Consider the following 18,766-nt stretch of genomic DNA (forward strand, 5'->3'; position numbering starts at 1 on the left):
CATTTCCATGTAAATAAGCCCCCTCCGAGTCTAATAGACTTCGAAGAGGGCTTTGCCATCAACCGAATTTGTACGTCATGCCATATCCGCCCTTGGGATAAACCCAATCAATGTTGTAGGATGGACAGGCTATTCGGCACGTTCCGCATTCGATGCAGTTTTCGTAGGCCACTGTCGTGATTTTGAGTATCTTTTCCCATTCATACACATCCGACGGACAAAAATAATTACAGTCCTTGGTGGTACAATTCAAGCAAGTCTGTGTATCTTTAATGACGAGGTGCGACTTATCGTCGCATTTGTAACGAATGGTAAACAATTTATCTGAAATGTCGCATGGGCTCATCCGTTCATCGCCCTCCATCCTTTGTAGCCGAGTTTCATTAAATTAACCGTGCCGCCTGCCGCATTTTTAATCAGCTTCATGGCCATTTTCTGCTTATCCGCTTTGGTAATTCCATCCACAAGGAACATGTTGTAGGCCGCCTCATTCAATGCTCTTGGCAATTTATCAAATAACAGTTCAGGGTCCTGCTGCTTGAGGAATTGGTGCATGCCTTTATATTTCTGCAAATCTTTATGCACAAAGGAAGCCTTAATTTTCTCATCATAAGCATGCAGAGAGACTGCTGAGAAATCTCCCCGCTCCTTGGCTTCCACAATCGCCTCGCCGGCTAAACGACCTGAGGTCATCGCTAAATTCGTCCCTTCCCGATGGACAAAATTAATCAATTGGGCGGCATCGCCACAGACGCACCAACCTTCGCCGGATAACGGCGGGATCGAGTGAAAGCCTCCTTCGGGAATCAAATGCCCAGAGTATTCCTTCGTTTCACCTCCTTGAATTAATTTACGAATCATCGGGTGCTGTTTCACCGCATCCAACACAGCGTACGGCTTTACTTTTTTATCGCGTAGATGATTCACCATTACACCGACGCCTAAGGAAATCGTGTCCTTATTCGTATACAAAAACCCCATGCCCGCCATCCCGAGCGAAGTTTCGCCCATGAATTCAATCGTAACGCCTTCATCGCCTTCAAGACCAAAACGATCCTCGATTTTCTCGCGCGGCAAGGCTATCACTTCTTTCACGGCCAAGGATACCTCATCCGGCATCCACTCCTTATGAATGCCCATCGCCTTGCCCAGCAAGGAGTTGACGCCATCCGCTATAACAACAACATCGGCGTAGAGATCACCGTCTTCCCGGTCCGTTCGAACACCTACAACCCTGTTTCCTTCCCGAATCACATCAAGCGCAACAGTTTCATAAATAGGAATGGCTCCAGCTGCAACAGCTTTCTCGGCAAACCATTGATCAAACTTCACCCGCAAACCAGTAAAGCAGTTATAGGGTTCCTTATAAGCCTCATTGCGGTGTCCAAACGTGACCATGGATTCTTTGCCCATCATCCAGATTCGCTGCTCCACAATATATCGTTCCATCGGAAAATTCTTTTCTTTCCAAAACTCGGGAACGAGCTCTTCAATTTGCTTGCGATAGAGGACGCCGCCAAAAATATTTTTGGCTCCTGGGAACTCCCCTCTTTCCAAAAGCACAACAGATAAGCCCGCTCGCGCCATCGTTAATGCTGCTGCTGCCCCTGCCGGTCCTCCGCCAACAACGATGGCATTGAATTTCTCATTCATTTGGCTTCACTCCTCTCCAACGCATCGGCTGACAATGAGTTCTCGGCGCTACCAACCTTGATGCCAAATAAGGTGCGTCGCTGCCGAATCTCTTCGGCAATCGCCGGTACGATTTTGAAGAGGTCGCCGACAATGCCATAGTGCGCAAATTGAAAAATAGGCGCTTTTTCATCTTTATTTATGGCGACGACCACATCCGCATGGCTCATGCCAACGGTATGCTGCACGGCTCCTGAAATCCCGATGGCAAAATATAGCTTTGGCCTCACCGTTGCACCAGTCTGACCGACCTGGTGTTCATGCCCGATCCAACCTGCGTCAACAGCGGCACGCGAGGCGCCTACGACGCCGCCGAGCGCGTCCGCCAGGTCAGCGAGCAGCCCGAATGCATCGGGACCGCCAAGTCCGCGGCCGCCTGCGACGATAATCTCGGACTCCTCGAGATTGAGCTTGCCGGTTTCGCGCAGGAAGTCGAGGACCTGCGCGGCGATCTCTTCCTCGCGCATCGTCGCCTCGATGCGCACGATTTCGCCCTCCCGCGCGGCATCCTTCGGCAGCGCTTGAAAGACGCCGGCGCGGGCTGTCGCCATCTGCGGTCGGTATTGTTTGCAGAGGATGGTGGCCATCATCTTCTCGGAGAAAGCCGGCCGGCTGGCCAGCAGCAGCCTTGACGGCGGCGGCTCCACGTCGAGCTGCGTCGTGTCGGCCGTCAATCCCGTCGGCAGGTGCGTCGCAATGGCGCCTGCCAGGTCGCGCCCCGTTGCTGTCGCGCCGAACAGCACGATCTCGGGCTTCGCTTCCTCGATCAGCTTCAGGCAGACCCGGCTATACGGCCGGGTTCTGTAGGTGCGAAGCTCCGGCGCTTCGCAGAGGAACACCCGGTCAGCGCCGTAATGCACGGCTTCCTCGGCGAGATGTGCGACATCATCGCCGAGGACGAGCGCCATGAGCGGCGCCTCCAGCTTCGCTGCCAGCTTCTTGCCTTCGCCTAAGAGCTGCCAGGATACTTTCTTAGCAGCTCCATCTCGCTGCTCCACAACGATCAGAACGCCCCGATATGCGGACCAATCGGGCATCCCTGTATCGGCTTGCTCCTGTGATTGTTCATTAGCCATCGTGTTAACCTCCTTGTTAAGTCCAATCCAACAAAGTCTGTATCTCCTTCGACCAGAGCTGATCAGCTAATTGTGCGGCAGCCGCTTCAGGCGAATCATAGGCAATCATTTGCGTTTTTACAGATTTGATTTCGGGTACCCATGTTTTCGAAACGATCGTCGGAGAGCCTTTGAGTCCAATTTTGGCCTTTTCCAAGTCAGGGAAATCAGCCGTCGTCCAAACCGTTGGCTTATACCGCGCCGCTCGCACCATTCCCGGCAGCGAAGCGCGCCTCACTTTATTCAACTCCTTGAGCGCTGTGATCAGAACAGGCATGCTTGTCTCAACGACTTCTACCCCATCTTCCAGAAGACGATGAACGCGAACTTTCCGATTCTCTTCATCCACATTGACAACTTTGTTAACATAAGTCAGCTGTTCCAAGTCCAATCGACAGGCTACACCAGGTCCAACTTGACCCGTATCGCCATCCAACGTCTGTTTTCCGCAAAACACAATATCCACTTGCCCCCAAGTCTCGGCAATCTTCTGAATCGTTCGGGCAACCACATAGGAAGTAGCCAGCGTATCCGCTCCGGCAAAGCCCCGATCCGTGACTAAGACAGCTTCGTCTGCGCCGAGCGAAATACATTCTTTCAAGCCCTTCTCCGCAGGCGGCGGCCCCATCGTTACCACCGTGATCCGTGCGCCGTGTTCATCCTTAATGCGAAGTGCTTCTTCGAGACCATGCATATCATAAAAATTGACAATACTCGGAACACCCTGCCTGATCAATGTATTGTTCTTAGGATCAATCCGAATTTCTCTGGAGTCAGGTACCTGCTTAATACACACAACGATATGCAGCATTTCTGCACCCTCCCGTTTATCGATATCTTCTGCTCACCTCTGGCCGAACTCACGAAGAACTTGTCATCATTGTGAATTTTGTCACTTAAATCACGAAATGGAAACCGCTTTCAAGTTGAATTCTTGGATATTAACCTACAACAATATATGCACTAAACTTGTTAACATGACACTTACTTTTGTCCAAGTCATCTGTAGACGCGCTGCGCCTATCTCCATCTATTCGGCTACTTTCCCTTGCATTCACCAAAGCCGTTCTCCCAACCTTCTATCTAACTCCATCACCAACACAAACCCAGCTCCAGAGGGATCGTAGATCCTCTATTTCACCAATGCGCCCCTAACTAGACTCACTCCGCTTACACAACCACTTCAATGAAAATTGCAAGAAAACAATTGTAATTTTTCTCATTTCCGTTATACTTAACCATATAAATAATGGTCGTGAAGCACACGCCGCCTTGATACAACTTCCATTTCATGGATGAGATTGTGTCGAAGCGGCTTTTGTTGTTCTGCGGCCAATGGAATGAAAGGATGTGGCTTGCCATTTCAAGATTTGAACAAGCTTACGAAGAATGGATGAATTTGAATATTGCTCAAGAAGAAAATCACCGAAGGAGGGAATTACTGGAGAAAGGACTCGGCCACGATACACAGGAATTTTTACGTTTGGTCTGGTATCCTGTTGTGCGGAACTTTAATGATTTGTATCCCGAATGGGAAGTGCGTGATTTCAACAACGGTTATCGATATCTGGATTTAGCTTATATGCCTGGCGGAGATGTAAAGGGAGGTATCGAGATACAAGGACATGGCCCCCACGCAAGGGACCTTGATGTTCGGCGTTTTAAGGACCTATGTTGGCGATATTGTTTACTGTCGCTTGATGAATGGATTTTCATTCCAATTGCCTATCTATCCATTACGGATGAAGCCAAGCGCTGCCAACAGCTTGTCCTTTCCTTCATCGGCAAGTTCATCGCGAGCGATGTGCCCAAGAATTTTGCCTGGCTTGAAGCTGAAACGATTCGTTATGCGAGAAGATCGCTTCGCCCGTTCAGTCCATCAGAGTTAGCCACCCATCTACGAATTACAGATCAGCATGCAAGGCGGATTCTTCACCATTTAGTGGAGCAGCAACTTTTATTTGTCGCCAGTGGCAGACAACGATATCGTTCGTACGCATTACGAACTCAATAACTCTTATTTGCCCAAAAACAGCTATTTTTTTAAACTAATGAACTCAATCGGCGTTATGTCATAGTTATCAAGTGTTATTGGGTGCTTTTGCATGGAATAAAGCATCTGGAGTTCATTATATTTTCAAATCATCCAATTTCACTCATATAGAGAGTATACAGTTCGTTGGCGCCACAACAAGAGGAGCTCCTCTATACAGTTCGTTAGCGCCACAACAAGAGGAGCTCCTCTATACAAGCACCACAAAAAAAAGGAACACCCAACAGTTCGTTGGTGCTCCAGCTAGCTTCAACATCATTCCTCGTCCATATCGCCATCAACATCATACGTGCATAGAAACCGCTCAACACCCGGATACTTTTCTCCTAAGCTGCGTATAACGAATCCAATGTTCCGATAGAATTGCACCGTATCTTCATCGGTTTCAGCCTCAATTCGCAGTGGATGCATCTCTTCAATAATTTCGAGGATGATGCCTCTCCCGAATCCCACGCCTCTGCTTTCTGGTTCTACAGCCAAATGGGCAATCGTCATCTCTTGCGCATCATTGATTCGAAAACCGATAATTCCGACCATCACACCTTCGGATTCGTACCCATACAGCCACATATCTGACTTACTCTCATATTGTTCAATCGTTTGCACCAAATGATCCGGGTCAGGAAACACACTATAACTCAACATTTCTTGAATTTCGGGTTCTTGAATTTTGGATTTAACATCGATTAGCATCCATCATCACTCTTTCTCTTTAGCTTTTCAATCTATACATAATCTAACAGACTCAACAACTTGTCAATGTGAGCGATCGGTTTCACTCCTTTATCGACCATCGAATTTCCCATCTTGCCATAGCTGATAAATGGGATCTGTGCCTCCATGGACGCTCGGCCATCTATCCACGAGTCGCCGATCGATAGCCAGCCTTGGTCCGGAATATGAGGGAAATGCTGCTTTGCCGTTAGGTAACCTGATGGAGAGGGCTTCATAGCTGTCATCTGCTCCCTGCCGACGATATAATCAAAACGATTTTTAATTCCAGTTAGATCCAGTGCTCGTACTGCTGCCGCATGTGCATTGTTCGTTACAATAACCAATTTGTATCGACCATGCAAAGAGGCGATCAATTGTGCCGCACCGGCTTCCAGATCAGCTCCCTCCATCCCTTGAAGCTCATGTTTTTCGGCTATGCGAAGTGCATCATCAAGCGTTTCCTTGCTGGCTCCGCGCTCTTGGACATAGGCAAGAAGGGTAGATGTCGTATGCGTCTCCAGAGGAAATGAATCGGGTAAGTACCCCCTGTTTGCAAGAAAAAAAGCGATCTCTTCTTTCATTGCTTTAAAATGAATGCGAGACTCAAGCAGCGTATTATCCATATCAAAAATAAGTCCTTGTATCCCGATAAGTTTGTTCATTCGCACTCCTCTCTGTACTATGTGAAGTCTTAGTACAATTCGACAGGGAAAGACAAAAACCAACATTTACTGCTATATACAGTTGACTTAGCCGCCTACTATAATATAACAAAAAAGATTCTATTTTCACTACTGCGGGTACTGAAACCAAAGATTTCATGATCCATCAATGAGAGGATAACCTATGCAGCATTTGAATACTCATACATACAACTTAGCTATTGCCATTCTAGCCTTTATCCTAGTTCTAATCGCTTCGCTAACCAGCCTGAATTTAACGCGAAAAGTCGCCTCATCCACTGCGTGGCAACAAAAACTGTGGATTGCTAGCAGTGCTTTATCACTGGGTATCGGGATCTGGGCTATGCATTTTATATCACTACTTGCTTATCCCTTCCCGGCCGGATTGACTTATGATATCCAGACCGTCTTGATCTCTGTGTCCATTGCTGTCATAGGTGCTCTCATCGGTTTTTTTGTCATGTACCGCTCCAAACTGGTTATACCCAAATTAATAGTTGGCGGAACTTTCATGGGACTTAGCCTATCCGGCATGCATTTCATTGAATTGGGGGCTTTAAATGACGTCGTAATCCACTACTTTCCTTTTCCCTTTATTTTATCCATTGTCCTCTCGGTAGGCGTTGCAATTATCGTTCTTTACTTATCTGCTATTCAAAATCAGACATTCATTTTCAGTGGTTTGATCATGAGTTCCTTGCTAATGTGTGTTCATTATGTGGGCATGTTGGCGGCAAATATTACATACTCGGAGAAACTCCCCTCACATATGCATTCCGTCTATGTCGATAAATTCGTTTTAGCTGTAATCGTTGCTTTTGGAACAATCATCCTCTTGTGTATCAGTTTACTAAGCTCTCTCAAAACCGATCAAAAACTTTTTGAACAAATTGCTCTTCAGGCGTCTATTCTGACTTACAGCATGGACTGCATCCTAATGTTTAACAGTCGTGGCTGGATTATTGAATTTAATCCAGCCGCTGAGGCTACCTTTGGTTATTCCCGCAAACATGCGCTTAGCCTAACTATGCTTGATTTCTTGTTCCCTTTCAATCAGGACGGGAAAGCAGCGGCTTCGTTATATGGTCATCTTGCACGACAGGATGACAGTTTGATCGGCAAAAGATTCGAAGTCACAGCCTACCGAGCTGATCGCAGTGAATTTCCCGCTGAAATGACGATTACGGGCTTTCAATACGAAGGTAAAACTGTCTATACCGCTTGTTTGAGAGATTTGAGCAAAAGCGAGCCGCGCACCATGCTGCAAGAAAAAGTTGGGTAATGAGGGAAGAGCCAGAAAAGCGGATTGCCGCTATACTGGCTCTTTTTTATGCCGCAGATGTTCTATGCGGTTTGTTTATCCGTTGTGCGAATGGCAAAAGGAGTTGCAAAGGCTGCGATACTTACGATGAGTCCAAAAACGAACATCCCATGAAACCCGCTATAAAAAGCATTCGAATGCGTTAGAATCGCCCCCATGATGGTTACGCTAATCGCAGTTCCGATATTTCTCGCGAACAACTGTAAAGACGTGGAAATCCCTTTTTGATTCGCCTCAACTAGCTGTTGAGCACCGATTGTAGAAACTGTGAAAATCAAACCAAAAGCGAGCCCCAGCAGCGTTAAGGCACCAAAGGAGTACCAGAATGAGGTGCTTTCCCGTATAAAAAACAACATGATAGCTGTTGCTACGAGCAGACAATTGCCGGCAATCAGAAGTGGCTTATAGCCATAGCGCAGCACCCATTTCCCCGATGGGACAGCGACGGCCATCCAACCTATCGAAGTTCCCAAGAGTGCAATTCCGCTAATAAAAAGCGAGTGCCCTTGATTTTGCAGAAATAACGGCAAAAAGCTGGAGGTGCCGAACAAAGCCGCACAGCTTATGAAAGAACCTGCGATCATAATCGCAACCGGACGATTGCGCAAAATGTTTAATGGGACGATCGGGGCACTGTGCCTTTTCTCATAAAAAATAAAAGCAATCATCAGCAGCGCTCCAACCACGCCAAATATAAAATTATAATGATCTACGGTTGTCGTTAATAAGAGCAGCGAAATACCTCCAGCAAATAAAATCGCACCGCCATAATCAACGACGGATTTCTTAGGCTGATACACTTCTTTATAAGGTTGAAGAGCAATTAGCGAGACGATGCAAATCGGGATATTCACGAAAAAAATCCACCGCCAGCTTAGATAAGTTACAAAAAATGTGCCCAGAAGTGGCGCTAATACCGCTGACAATCCCCACATAGCCGTGAAAAAGGCCTGCACTTTGCCGCGCTGTTCTACGGGATAAATATCCCCCGCAATAATAGAGGGAAACGGCATCATGACGCCTGCTCCAATCCCTTGAATCGCTCTGAAAATAATAAGCTGCAGCATGCTTTGCGACAAACCGCATAGGATGGATCCGCCTAAAAACAAAATAATGCCAGCACCATAAATGCGTTTGCGTCCGAATAAATCAGATAATCTTCCCGCTAAAGGCGCTAGTACAGTAGATAAGACCATATATGAGGTGAATGCCCAGGCATACAAGTCATTTCCACCAATTTCTTTTACAATAATCGGCATTGTCGTGTTGGCAATTGTTGTATCCATTGAAGCCACCAACATGGCTAGAACAATGCTGACCATAACTGTCGTTCTATTACTCATAAGCACTCCTCTCCCTACTGTCGATTTCGTCACATCATCACATTGTACCTGATTCCGTGAATGAAGAACAGAAAGTTCGGGATATAAAAAGCTTATTCTAAGCTGTATTTAAAAATTTCTCTTTACATACTGCATTTCCATGTAATAAAATTAATCCAATTTGATTAGTGGGTAATCGAAATGGGGACATGACAACATGACTTTAAGTGTATTACTTATGGGGGTATTCGTTGGTTTTTTGGTTGGTTTAACCGGTGTTGGCGGCGCTTCACTGTTGACCCCGATTCTGATTCTAATCGGCATTCATCCCTCTATCGCGGTTGGCACCGATCTGTTGTATAACTCGATCACGAAGCTTTTTGGGACGATACAGCATTGGCGGCAAAAAACGATTGATTTCAAATTGGTTAAAATGTTGGCCATGGGCAGTATTCCTGGCGTCATTCTTGCCGTTGTTTTTTTGAAATTATTCAATTCGTTCTTTGATAATCAAGAGGTCATCATCAAACATGCTCTCGGCTATGTTCTGATTTTGGTCGCGTTTGCCACCTTGTTTAAAGTTTTCTTTGGGCACAAGCTTAAAGAGAATCGCTGGCAGCTTAAGAGTTTGCAGGAAAAACGCGGCTTAACGATCACAATCGGGGCTGTTCTTGGATTCATCGTTGGGCTTACCTCTATAGGATCGGGTTCTTTGTATGCGATTGCAATGTTGTACTTTTTTCGCATGAATCCCGCACAGCTGGTTGGAACCGATATTGCTCATGCTTTCTTCTTGGCGACAACAGCCGGAATCCTGCATGCCAGTATGGGAAATGTCAATTATATGCTTGTGCTGAACCTACTCATTGGTTCCATTCCCGGCGTCCTCATCGGCAGCATGTTGTCAATCAAAGCGCCAACCAATATCCTGCGGATGATTATTGCTAGCTTAGTTTTAATTAGCGGCCTTAAATTAATTTAAATTACCAAAAAACCTGAGGTGCTGCTGGTCTCAACCAGTCTGGCCTCAGGTTTTTGGCGTGTCGAACTTTACGATTCCCCGGGAAATACGCTCTATTTCAGCGTCATTTCACGAGTGAACCACAGCTTATAACTTAACATGCTTAATAAAATACTTGTGATGGCTGCTGCTGCCGTGAAAGCAAACAAAATTAAAATCTGATAACGCACCGCTTCAATCGGATTGGCTCCTGCGATAATCATCCCGGTCATCATCCCCGGCAACTGAACCAAACCAACCGTCTTCATCCCGTCAATAGTCGGTATCATACTGGCCTTCACGGAGCGCTGCAAAGCTTGCTGAATGGCCTGACGAAGCGAAGATCCCAGAGCTAGCAGCGCCTCAATTTCTTCTTTGGAAGAAGCGATCTCACGATTCATTTGGTTTAAAAATAAGCCGCAAACAATCATGGAACTGCCGATTGTCATCCCGCTAATAGGAATTATGAATTGTGTTGTAGGTTGAATAATATGCAGCCCGAGCATCAACGACATCGTCAAAATTTCAGTTATGGCAATAGATGCTGCTATCCGCCAATGAATACCTTGCAAGCCCTCCGCTCGTTTGCCTGCATTATGAGTAGCTATAGCAATCATGATCGCGATCATAAGGAAGATAAGTGCCATATTCTCCGTTTGAAAAACAAAATGAAGCACATACCCGATAAACAACATCTGCAAGGAACCGCGAATTGTTCCCATCGCGATGTCCTTTTCGAGCCCTAACTTCTGCCATTTGGATAAAGCGATTGTAATCATTACAAAGGTTAGTGTGAAACCAAGAGCTAATGTTGACATCCGAAATTAGGCACCTCCTTCGTTAAGCATCGAATCACTTTTAACGAGAGCTTCTTCTTCATTGACTTCTGTCAAAGCCCCGCCTTGCAAATGCCAATAGTGATTGCCTACCCGCCGAGCTTGCTGCGCCTCATGGGTCACCCAAATCAATGCCGTCCCTCTTTCTTCGTGCCATTTCATCAGTGTCGTTTCAACTGCTTGTTTGCTTTGCGCATCAAGCGCTGATGTCGCCTCGTCCAGCAACAGAAGATCGGAACCCAGCAGCATAGATCTTACCAACTGCACACGCTGCTTCTGTCCACCTGATAAATCTGCTGCTTTCTGTGACCAGTCCAGATCTCCCAAACCTACTTGACCCATTAAATCTGCGGCCAAACGCTGATCAAAAGCGCGTTGATGGAGTTTGCTTACAATCGCCAGATTATCTGCAACCGTAATTGGCAGCATGGACGGCTGCTGCGGAACGTAGCAAACTTTCTTTCGCCATTCCGCAGGGTTCCAGTTTCCAGAATGTTTACCATGCAGTGTTATATGGCCCCCATCTTTACTTTCTAATGTGGCTAATACGCGAAGCAACGTACTCTTTCCTTGACCGGATGGCCCGAGGATAATAATGCGATCCTGTGGCGATACTTGTGCACAAATTTGCTGAAATATTGGTGCAGAGCTGCCGTTTGGGTGTTTTTTATGTAAGTGTTCAATAACTAGAATGGGGGAAGACAGAACTGCTCACTCCTTCATTTTGTCATAGTCTATGTTTTCTAAGTATAGCACAGCCTAATTCAATAGAGATGCTTGCCCATTTTCAGCTAAATCGGGTTTATACCTAAACCATAAGACCTTATCTTGTCATACGTTGTGATAACACCTAAAGTGACCATAAAGGAGCTACTTCATATGCAGCGTCTTATGTGTAAAGGGAAGATCCATCGTGCGACAGTGACGGAAGCCGACCTGAATTATGTGGGAAGTATTACCATCGATCTTTTGCTGATGCGTAAAGCCCATATTTTACCCTATGAAATGGTTCAAATTACTAGTCTTCGCAATGCCACCCGTTGGAAAACATACGCAATTCCTGCACCTGAAGGAAGCGGGAAAATCGGCTTGAATGGCCCTCCTGCTCATCTGTTTGCTCCTGGTGATCTTGTCATCATCCTTAGCATGGGGCTCTTGGACGATTCTGAAATCAGTTTACTGAAACCACAGGTCGTTTTTGTGGATGATCATAATCAACTGGTCCGTGTGGAGGAACATGATATCGTTATTGCAGAGCAGGAAGTGAAGCCCTATGAGTAAATTAAGCACAAGCAAATGGACTAAATATAAAATTCTTCGAAAGTCGTCTAAACTTAGCGTATACCTCCCGGAAACAGCTTGGCTGAAAGAGAAGTCCTTCTGGCGCATGCTTACAAAATACGGCCAAATCATCGTCAAGCCGACAGGCAGTTATGGCGGGAATGGTGTTATTCGGATTAAACAGACGGACGACAACGCTTACGAGGTACAAAATGGAGCCAAAAAGAAGCTGTATACCGAACGGTCCGCACTATCGGCTTCCTTTCGTAAAAAGATCAGCAAAAACTTCATCGTTCAGCAGCGCGTTCCGCTAGCTACAGCGAATGGTCGCCCTTTCGATCTCAGGGTAATGGTCCAGCGCCGCCGCAATACGCCTTGGCAAGTCACAGGGAAACTAGCCAAAGTAGCTGGTTCTGGGTTTATCGTCACCAACATTCGACTCAGCGGCGGCAAAGTTGTCACTGTTGAAAACGCGCTTAAACAATCGGAACTTAGCTTCATGAACGCCAAGAAACTTCTCGCACAGCTCGACAAAGTTGCCTTATTAGCTGCCGAACAATTAAGTCCGTCGTATCGTTGGGTGGATACGATGGGGATCGATATGGCTTTTGATAAGAAAGGTAACATTTGGATTATTGAAGTCAATTTTGCACCGATGCTGGAATTGTTTTTGAAATTGAAAGATAAGTCGATGTTTCGTCAAATCAAGTCTTTTCAACGTTTTCCTGCTGAGAACAGTGAGGGGGCCCGGAGATGAACCGATTGGGGCTATATTGCTCACGATGTTCTGCTAAGCTCCCTTTCCGATATCTGGACATGAAATGCGACTGCGGCGGAACCCTGCTAGTCGATTATGATTGGGAGCGAATTCGCAGAACATTAACGAAGGAAGTCATTCAAACACGCTACCCATCCATGTGGAGATACAAAGATTTGCTTCCTGTCAGCAACCCCGATTGTATCACTACCCTGGGCGAAGGGTGGACACCGCTTCTACGGTTGAAGGCGTGGGAGCAGAAACTGCCGATTAGACAGCTTTGGCTCAAAAGAGAAGAACAAAACCCAACGGGAAGCTTCAAATCCAGAGGATTCTCTGTTGCCGTTTCACTGCTCAAAGAATTAGGAGCAACCAAAGCTGCCGTCCCCTCCAATGGCAATGCAGCGGGGGCTCTAGCGGCTTATGCAGCTTGCGCTGGCATAGCTGCTTCTGTGTTTATCCCGCTTGACTGTCCACCGCTTATCGTGGACGAGTGTCCTTTATACGGCGCTGCCACTTATCTAGTTGATGGTTTTATTCACGATGCAGCAGCGATTATCGAAGATGGCAAACAAGAGCAAGGCTGGGTGAACGTTGGCACGTTGAAGGAGCCTGGACGCGTCGAAGGCAAAAAGACAATGGGACTCGAGCTCGCTGAACAGCTAAATTGGACGTTCCCTGACGTCATTATTTACCCGACTGGCGGTGGCTCCGGCATTATTGGCATGTGGAAAGCTTACCACGAGCTCAAAGCTATGGGTTGGATCGACGGCCCCCTGCCAAGATTCGTCTGCGTGCAGGAGGAGGGCTGCCAGCCCATCGTCGATGGTTTGATTGTTTTCGGCCAAGCTGTAGGCTCGGGCGGGGCAAAGGAGACAACGACTAGTGAGCAGGTGAGCGGCGATAGCGGGCAGGTGAACGGCGATAGCGGGCAGAGAAGCGAGCCAATGACTACGGCGAGCGAGATAACGACTAATGTGCGCGCGGGTGGCGTGAGCGGGCAGATATGCGAGCCAATGACTACGGCGAGCGCGGGCGGCGTGAGCGGGCAGAGAAGCGAGCCAATGACTAGTGAGCAGGCGAGCGAGATAACGACTAATGTGCGCGCGGGTGGCGTGAGCGGGCAGATATGCGAGCCAATGACTACGGCGAGCGAGGGAGCGGTGAATGAGCAGATGGGGCGTGAGCTCGCAGGAGCTCGAGCGGCTGAAGTGCGAGCTGATGGGGCGAGTCCGACAGGCATGCGCGTACCGAAGCCACCTGATGTGGAGCTCATCCTTTCCATCATAGTGGAAAGCGGCGGCACCGCCATCGCTCTGTCCAAGAGCCAGATCGCTGACGCAACGCGCACATTAGGCTCACAAGGAATCTCTTCCTCGCCGGAGGGCTCCGCCACTTGGGCAGGGCTCCTTGCCCTCTGCGACAACGGATGGCTGCGACCTAGCGACTCCGTCGTCTTGTTCAACACGTCGCATGCGATGAAATATACGCAGCTAGCTCACAGTTCACAACTGCCGATTATCCGCAGTTATGAAGACTACCGGAAGCATCATTTGCTTCCATAGGGAAGCCCCCGCTTCAGCTCCTATCGTGGATCTGAGGCGGGGGCTCTGTTGATATCATTGGATAAATCCATTGAAATCGAATGTTCTATCATTTTAACATAACTTACAATGGATAAATCCATTGAAATCATTCTTTTTGCTGCCTGAAAAGGGATTACATTGGATTTCTCCAATGAAACCCTCCTTTTTGGCATAAAACCCTGATTTACATTGGATTTATCCAATGTAACCCTCTTTTTAGGCATGAAAACCCGATTTCCATTGGATATCTCCAATGAAATCCTCCATTTCGGCATAAAACCCGATTTACATCGGATTTATACATCCCTCCTGCTTCCGCGGCGATTGCCGTGAGATACCTAACCTTCGATTAGGTCATCTACAAGGGATGAGCTCAGCACCAATAGGCATGCTAAATGGGCTTATCCCCGCCAACATCGCGGAAACTCATGAAATAAGACCACAGCGCGTGCTTATCTGCTCCATTTCCTGTGCCCCTTGAAACGCCCCCAAACCAGAAACACAATTTCTGGCGTCAAAAAAAGTGCTTCCAATGGATCAATCCATTGAAAGCACTTCTAAGTTATTGACCTAAATTATTTTCCTCATACAAACGATACATCGCTTGGATAAGCGGCTCAGCCGGATCACGATTTAATAAGTATAACGTCATTAAATATTGCAGCGGCAGCGCGCAGGTGTTGTTGCCATCTTCGACAGCTACGAAGCCGGCTTCGAGCACAGGGCCGTGCTCTTCATTAAGCTCTAGATCAACGTAGATCTTCTGATCCGGGAACTCTTCGCGTACCGTTTTGGCACAGTAAGGAACGATATGTTTATCCAACAAATCTTTGGCTTCATCTTCGGATTGCGGCGGATTGGGCAGCGGATGACTGTCCGGGCTGCGCAATAAATCTACGAAGAAAGAAGAGAGCCAGAGACCGGCATTCGGATTCGTTTGGAAGTTTCGCATAATTTCATTCAAGAAAAACCCGCAGGAAGTGGACTTCTCTTCTCTCGTAAGCGTAAAAGCAAACATTGGACCATAAGTCGGATTATTACCGATTTGACCATCCACTTCATATTCAGGAAATTGTTCTTTCATCACTTCTTGAATGTGTTGAAACCAAGTCATAATGATCTGGGCTTGCTCGCGTTCTTGATCTTGTTCATTCACTTCTTCAGCTTGGGTTTCGATATCTTTTTCTGTCATTGTGGTAAAAGCCTCCTGAATCATTCTAATTGGCACGAATATTCTTATTGTACCGCATTTGCTTCCGATCAGAAAGCTATAGTTGCATTTTGGGGCAAAATTCAGCTCTTCAGCAGTTCTACAGTCGTTTGGGGGTCGGCATCCCCAGTAACGCGAGCGCTTGGTGAAGTGTTTGCTGGTAAGTCTGCGTGATCCAGAGTCGATGTGCGACGAGGGAATCAGTGCCTTTCAAGACAGGACAAGCACTATAGAAATGGTTAAACAGGGATGCCAACTCAAACGCATAATGACATATTAAGCTAGGCGCTAATTGCTGGATGGAAGCTTTCAATGTTTCAGGCCAATACGCCATATGCCTCAGCAGTTGGTACTCCTGATCTTCCAGCAAAGCTGCATCAAAGTTCGGCTCAATCATGTGGAGGCGAGCATCGTTAGTGGCTTTGTCCATAATACTATTGGCTCTGCTGTAGGCATAGAGCAAGTAAACGCCTGTATTCCCTGTTACTTCTGTCGCTTGTTCCAAGTCGAAGACCACTTCGGTTAACAGTTGATATTTGAGCAAATAGTAGCGAATCGATGCGGCTGCAAGCGTGCGGCTGGAGATGCCAGCTTTCCTCGGACGCTTCTCATGGATGACACTTTCCATGCGGTCCAGCAGATCGGCCACTTTGATCCCGATACCTTGGCGGCCAGACATCGCGTAGGAACTTTTGCCATCCGCCGTATCGATTCCTAAACCTGCCGCTGTACTCGGACTTAACGAAACAACACCGTAGCTCACATGTTTAAGCTCATTTGCTTCGCTCTCAAAGCCAAGCGCCTGCAAGGCCAGCTTCACCATCTCCTGTGGATATTGTTGACGATAATCAATGACATTAATGACTTTGTCCGCACGTCCAATCGATTTCTTACTGCCCCGGGAAACAGTTGACCACAGGCCATCTCCCCATTTTTTGTAGGCAAAATCATTCTTGAGCAATCCGAATTTCCAGAGATGATAAGCGATGTCTTTGGCTGTATAGGTTAGAATGCCATTGGACCGAACGAGCACTTTATCGCCTTGGTAATCTTCATTCTCATCCTCCGCATCTGACTTCTGCTCAACATTCCTGAGCACCCAGCAGCCTGCTAACTTACCATCTGCCACCTTATAAAACATATCCGTTTGGCTGAGCAGCTCGAAAGTAGTGTCCCAGAATCCAGCTTGGACAATGCTGCTTTCCCACACCAGTACATCGTACTGAATGCCGAATTGCTTCATTTCGTCCAATTGTTCACGAACAATGCGTTCAGCCACCAGAGCACCCATCCAAGCCAGGTTGGAGTTACCATTCTCTAAGGCATGCAGAACAACGGAACGCTGCTGGACCAGGTCTGGCTGATTCCGATAAGCCTGGTTTACTTTGGCATAGGTTTCCCAACAGAAATCCCCGAATCGCTCGAACGTCTCGTCTGATGAAGTATGAAGCATACCTACAACGGTATCCGCAAGCTGATTGCCCAAATCATCAATATAGTTATGCACCTCAACCTCATACCCGGCATGTGCCAACATACGCGACAACGAATCGCCGATACAGGAATTTCGCAAATGTCCTACGTGTGCAGCTTTGTTCGGATTGATGGAGGTATGTTCGACGACGACTTTCTTTCTAGGACCAGATTCCCCCTGGGAGATTGTTTGTGATTTCCACTTTGCCCAAGCATCCCATTGAATATAAAAGTTAAGGAATCCAGGTGCAACTGCCTCAACCCTGTAAAACAGACCTTCGATACATCCATTTTCCACGATCCGAGATTGCAAATCCTGAGCGACTAACATCGGAGCCTTATGAAGTATTTTCGCCATAAGCATAGCTATATTCGAACTGTAATCCCCATGGTCGATATGCGCCGGGTGTTCCGTCAAAATTTTCAGTGTCCCCGGACGTTCCACTCCGCCCTCTTGAAGTAATTTGTCTACATGCAAAGAAATTTCGTTGAATAACAGTTGTTGAAGCATTGTCCTGTTCCTCCTTATTATCTGATTTGAACGCAAAAAAGCCCCCGTCTCTATATCAAGAGACGAGAGCTGTTCATTCCCGCGGTACCACTCTATGTGTTAAATCACTTGGATTTAACCACTCGTTCGATAACGGCTCATGCCGGATCTCCCTACGACTTGCTTCGGAAGACCATTTCCCAGGCCCGCTTCGCTCCTGACATTCGTACCGGTTCCCACCATTTCCGGCTCGCTGCGACTGTCTGACAAGAACTACTGTCCTGTTCACCAATGTTACATATGAAATTATGAATTTACTGAATATTACAGCAACCCACTTCTGTTGTCAAGATGCTACCAGTTTCATCATCAAGATTCCTATGAGTGCTAAAGCAAGTCCTGACTGCTCCAACCGGGAAAATCTGTCCTTCAAAATAAAGCGGGTGTACAGCAGAACAATCAGTACATTGAGCGCAACGACAGCGGAAACCAATCCCGCCTTGCCATGTGCAAAGCCGTGAATAATTAGAATCATCCCAGCAACATTGGTGATGCCTACGCCCATGCCGATCACAAAGGTTTGTTTCTCGCTCCATTTTGTGCTGACCCTATTGTCAGGCTTTTCTTGGAGTCGGTCTTTGATCCACCACAGCGCAAAGCAGCAGGTTCCCGTTATAAACATGAAGAATAACGTTGGAAACAGCGGGGCTTTCACCAGTGTTGTCCATTTGCTGGACAAGTCATTTCCCGCAAAAAGAAGCATCGCCAGAAGTCCCCAGCCTGCTCCCTGCAAATTACGCAGCGTTATATCATTCGAGTAGCGAACGACTAGAATCCCAACTACAATGACCACGAATGCAAAAAATTGCAGCAGATTGAGCCTTTCATTCCATAGAAAGTAGGCGAATACTACCACGATTACCGAAGGCAATCCTGTAAGGATCGCGACGAGCGAAGCTTTGCCAACAGCAAAGCCTTTGAACATACTGGCATTGGCTCCGAACGAAAAAAGCCCCATCTGGACACCAATCAAAGCTGACATGGTCCAAGCTTGATGTAGAACGAGGGCACACACGATACTGATGAGCGCCCCCATAAAAAACGTACCGCACAGCAGCACATTACGATTCAAAGATTGTTGACTGGTCCAATGATACAAGATGCCTCGCAGCCCGAAGCAGCACGCTGCAAGTACAGAAAATAAAAGCCACATGAAATGCAGTTACCCCTTTC

Annotated in this window: 19 protein-coding genes and 1 other annotated feature; of the genes, 6 read left to right on the forward strand and 13 right to left on the reverse strand. The window is 47.1% G+C overall.

Features of this window, described 5'->3' with window-relative positions:
• Nucleotides 1–58: 58 nt before the first annotated feature.
• Genes LOZ80_RS18255 through LOZ80_RS18270 form a run of 4 tightly spaced genes read right to left on the reverse strand, consistent with a single transcriptional unit; the run spans nucleotide 59 to nucleotide 3,618 of the window.
• Nucleotides 59–346 carry a ferredoxin family protein gene (locus LOZ80_RS18255; RefSeq protein WP_238172653.1) on the reverse strand — a complete coding sequence of 96 codons (288 nt, stop codon included), beginning with the start codon at nucleotides 344–346 and terminating at the stop codon, nucleotides 59–61.
• Nucleotides 343–1,653, reverse strand: a complete 1,311-nt coding sequence (locus tag LOZ80_RS18260; protein WP_238172654.1) for an FAD-dependent oxidoreductase — start codon at nucleotides 1,651–1,653, stop codon at nucleotides 343–345. The genes LOZ80_RS18255 and LOZ80_RS18260 overlap by 4 nt, the downstream gene beginning before the upstream one ends.
• Nucleotides 1,650–2,768: an electron transfer flavoprotein subunit alpha/FixB family protein gene (locus LOZ80_RS18265; protein WP_238172655.1), complete on the reverse strand. Its 1,119-nt coding sequence runs from the start codon at nucleotides 2,766–2,768 to the stop codon at nucleotides 1,650–1,652. Before LOZ80_RS18265 ends, LOZ80_RS18260 begins: the two co-directional genes overlap by 4 nt.
• Before the next feature lie 16 nt (nucleotides 2,769–2,784).
• Entirely contained in the window at nucleotides 2,785–3,618 is an 834-nt protein-coding gene (locus LOZ80_RS18270) for an electron transfer flavoprotein subunit beta/FixA family protein (protein WP_238172656.1), read from the reverse strand.
• Between the two features lie 549 nt (nucleotides 3,619–4,167).
• Here LOZ80_RS18270 and LOZ80_RS18275 point away from each other — a divergent pair.
• Nucleotides 4,168–4,821 (forward strand): transcriptional regulator, encoded by a 654-nt coding sequence (locus LOZ80_RS18275; RefSeq protein WP_238173030.1) that lies wholly within the window; start codon nucleotides 4,168–4,170, stop codon nucleotides 4,819–4,821.
• A 294-nt stretch (nucleotides 4,822–5,115) separates the two neighbouring features.
• On the opposite strand, the gene LOZ80_RS18280 is transcribed toward LOZ80_RS18275, so the two are convergent.
• A complete protein-coding gene (locus tag LOZ80_RS18280) occupies nucleotides 5,116–5,553 on the reverse strand; it encodes a GNAT family N-acetyltransferase (RefSeq protein WP_238172657.1) in 438 nt (145 codons plus the stop codon).
• 32 nt (nucleotides 5,554–5,585) lie between these two features.
• Nucleotides 5,586–6,236 carry an HAD family hydrolase gene (locus tag LOZ80_RS18285; RefSeq protein ID WP_238172658.1) on the reverse strand — a complete coding sequence of 217 codons (651 nt, stop codon included), beginning with the start codon at nucleotides 6,234–6,236 and terminating at the stop codon, nucleotides 5,586–5,588.
• A gap of 184 nt (nucleotides 6,237–6,420) precedes the next feature.
• Between LOZ80_RS18285 and LOZ80_RS18290 the strand changes: the two genes are divergently transcribed.
• On the forward strand, nucleotides 6,421–7,539 hold the full coding sequence (locus LOZ80_RS18290; RefSeq protein WP_238172659.1) for an MHYT domain-containing protein: 1,119 nt from the start codon (nucleotides 6,421–6,423) through the stop codon (nucleotides 7,537–7,539).
• Between the two features lie 62 nt (nucleotides 7,540–7,601).
• On the opposite strand, the gene LOZ80_RS18295 is transcribed toward LOZ80_RS18290, so the two are convergent.
• Complete coding sequence (locus tag LOZ80_RS18295; protein ID WP_238172660.1) at nucleotides 7,602–8,921, reverse strand: MFS transporter; 1,320 nt, start codon at nucleotides 8,919–8,921, stop codon at nucleotides 7,602–7,604.
• Nucleotides 8,922–9,117: 196 nt separating this feature from the next.
• Between LOZ80_RS18295 and LOZ80_RS18300 the strand changes: the two genes are divergently transcribed.
• Nucleotides 9,118–9,882, forward strand: coding sequence for a sulfite exporter TauE/SafE family protein (locus LOZ80_RS18300; protein WP_238172661.1), 765 nt, complete (start codon nucleotides 9,118–9,120; stop codon nucleotides 9,880–9,882).
• A 92-nt stretch (nucleotides 9,883–9,974) separates the two neighbouring features.
• On the opposite strand, the gene LOZ80_RS18305 is transcribed toward LOZ80_RS18300, so the two are convergent.
• Nucleotides 9,975–10,718 carry an ABC transporter permease gene (locus LOZ80_RS18305; RefSeq protein ID WP_238172662.1) on the reverse strand — a complete coding sequence of 248 codons (744 nt, stop codon included), beginning with the start codon at nucleotides 10,716–10,718 and terminating at the stop codon, nucleotides 9,975–9,977.
• 6 nt (nucleotides 10,719–10,724) lie between these two features.
• Entirely contained in the window at nucleotides 10,725–11,441 is a 717-nt protein-coding gene (locus LOZ80_RS18310; protein WP_337951036.1) for an ABC transporter ATP-binding protein, read from the reverse strand.
• A gap of 174 nt (nucleotides 11,442–11,615) precedes the next feature.
• On the opposite strand from LOZ80_RS18310, the gene panD reads away from it, so the two are divergent.
• Genes panD through LOZ80_RS18325 form a run of 3 tightly spaced genes read left to right on the forward strand, consistent with a single transcriptional unit; the run spans nucleotide 11,616 to nucleotide 14,339 of the window.
• Entirely contained in the window at nucleotides 11,616–12,017 is a 402-nt protein-coding gene (gene panD / locus LOZ80_RS18315; RefSeq protein WP_238172663.1) for an aspartate 1-decarboxylase, read from the forward strand.
• Nucleotides 12,010–12,774, forward strand: a complete 765-nt coding sequence (locus LOZ80_RS18320) for a YheC/YheD family protein (RefSeq protein WP_238172664.1) — start codon at nucleotides 12,010–12,012, stop codon at nucleotides 12,772–12,774. The genes panD and LOZ80_RS18320 overlap by 8 nt, the downstream gene beginning before the upstream one ends.
• Entirely contained in the window at nucleotides 12,771–14,339 is a 1,569-nt protein-coding gene (locus LOZ80_RS18325) for a threonine synthase (RefSeq protein WP_238172665.1), read from the forward strand. The genes LOZ80_RS18320 and LOZ80_RS18325 overlap by 4 nt, the downstream gene beginning before the upstream one ends.
• 20 nt (nucleotides 14,340–14,359) lie before the next feature.
• Here the strand turns inward: LOZ80_RS18325 and LOZ80_RS18330 are convergent, their stop codons facing one another.
• From LOZ80_RS18330 to LOZ80_RS18345, 4 genes are all read right to left on the reverse strand, one after another.
• Complete coding sequence (locus LOZ80_RS18330; protein ID WP_238172666.1) at nucleotides 14,360–14,614, reverse strand: hypothetical protein; 255 nt, start codon at nucleotides 14,612–14,614, stop codon at nucleotides 14,360–14,362.
• Between the two features lie 308 nt (nucleotides 14,615–14,922).
• Nucleotides 14,923–15,552, reverse strand: coding sequence for a hypothetical protein (locus LOZ80_RS18335; RefSeq protein ID WP_238172667.1), 630 nt, complete (start codon nucleotides 15,550–15,552; stop codon nucleotides 14,923–14,925).
• A gap of 118 nt (nucleotides 15,553–15,670) precedes the next feature.
• Complete coding sequence (locus LOZ80_RS18340) at nucleotides 15,671–17,554, reverse strand: arginine--tRNA ligase (protein WP_238172668.1); 1,884 nt, start codon at nucleotides 17,552–17,554, stop codon at nucleotides 15,671–15,673.
• Nucleotides 17,555–17,609: 55 nt separating this feature from the next.
• Nucleotides 17,610–17,831 (reverse strand) — a binding site (T-box leader).
• A gap of 48 nt (nucleotides 17,832–17,879) precedes the next feature.
• Entirely contained in the window at nucleotides 17,880–18,746 is an 867-nt protein-coding gene (locus tag LOZ80_RS18345) for an EamA family transporter (RefSeq protein WP_238172669.1), read from the reverse strand.
• Between the last annotated feature and the right edge of the window lie 20 nt (nucleotides 18,747–18,766).

Source organism: Paenibacillus sp. HWE-109, assembly GCF_022163125.1.
Lineage (GTDB): Bacteria > Bacillota > Bacilli > Paenibacillales > NBRC-103111 > Paenibacillus_E.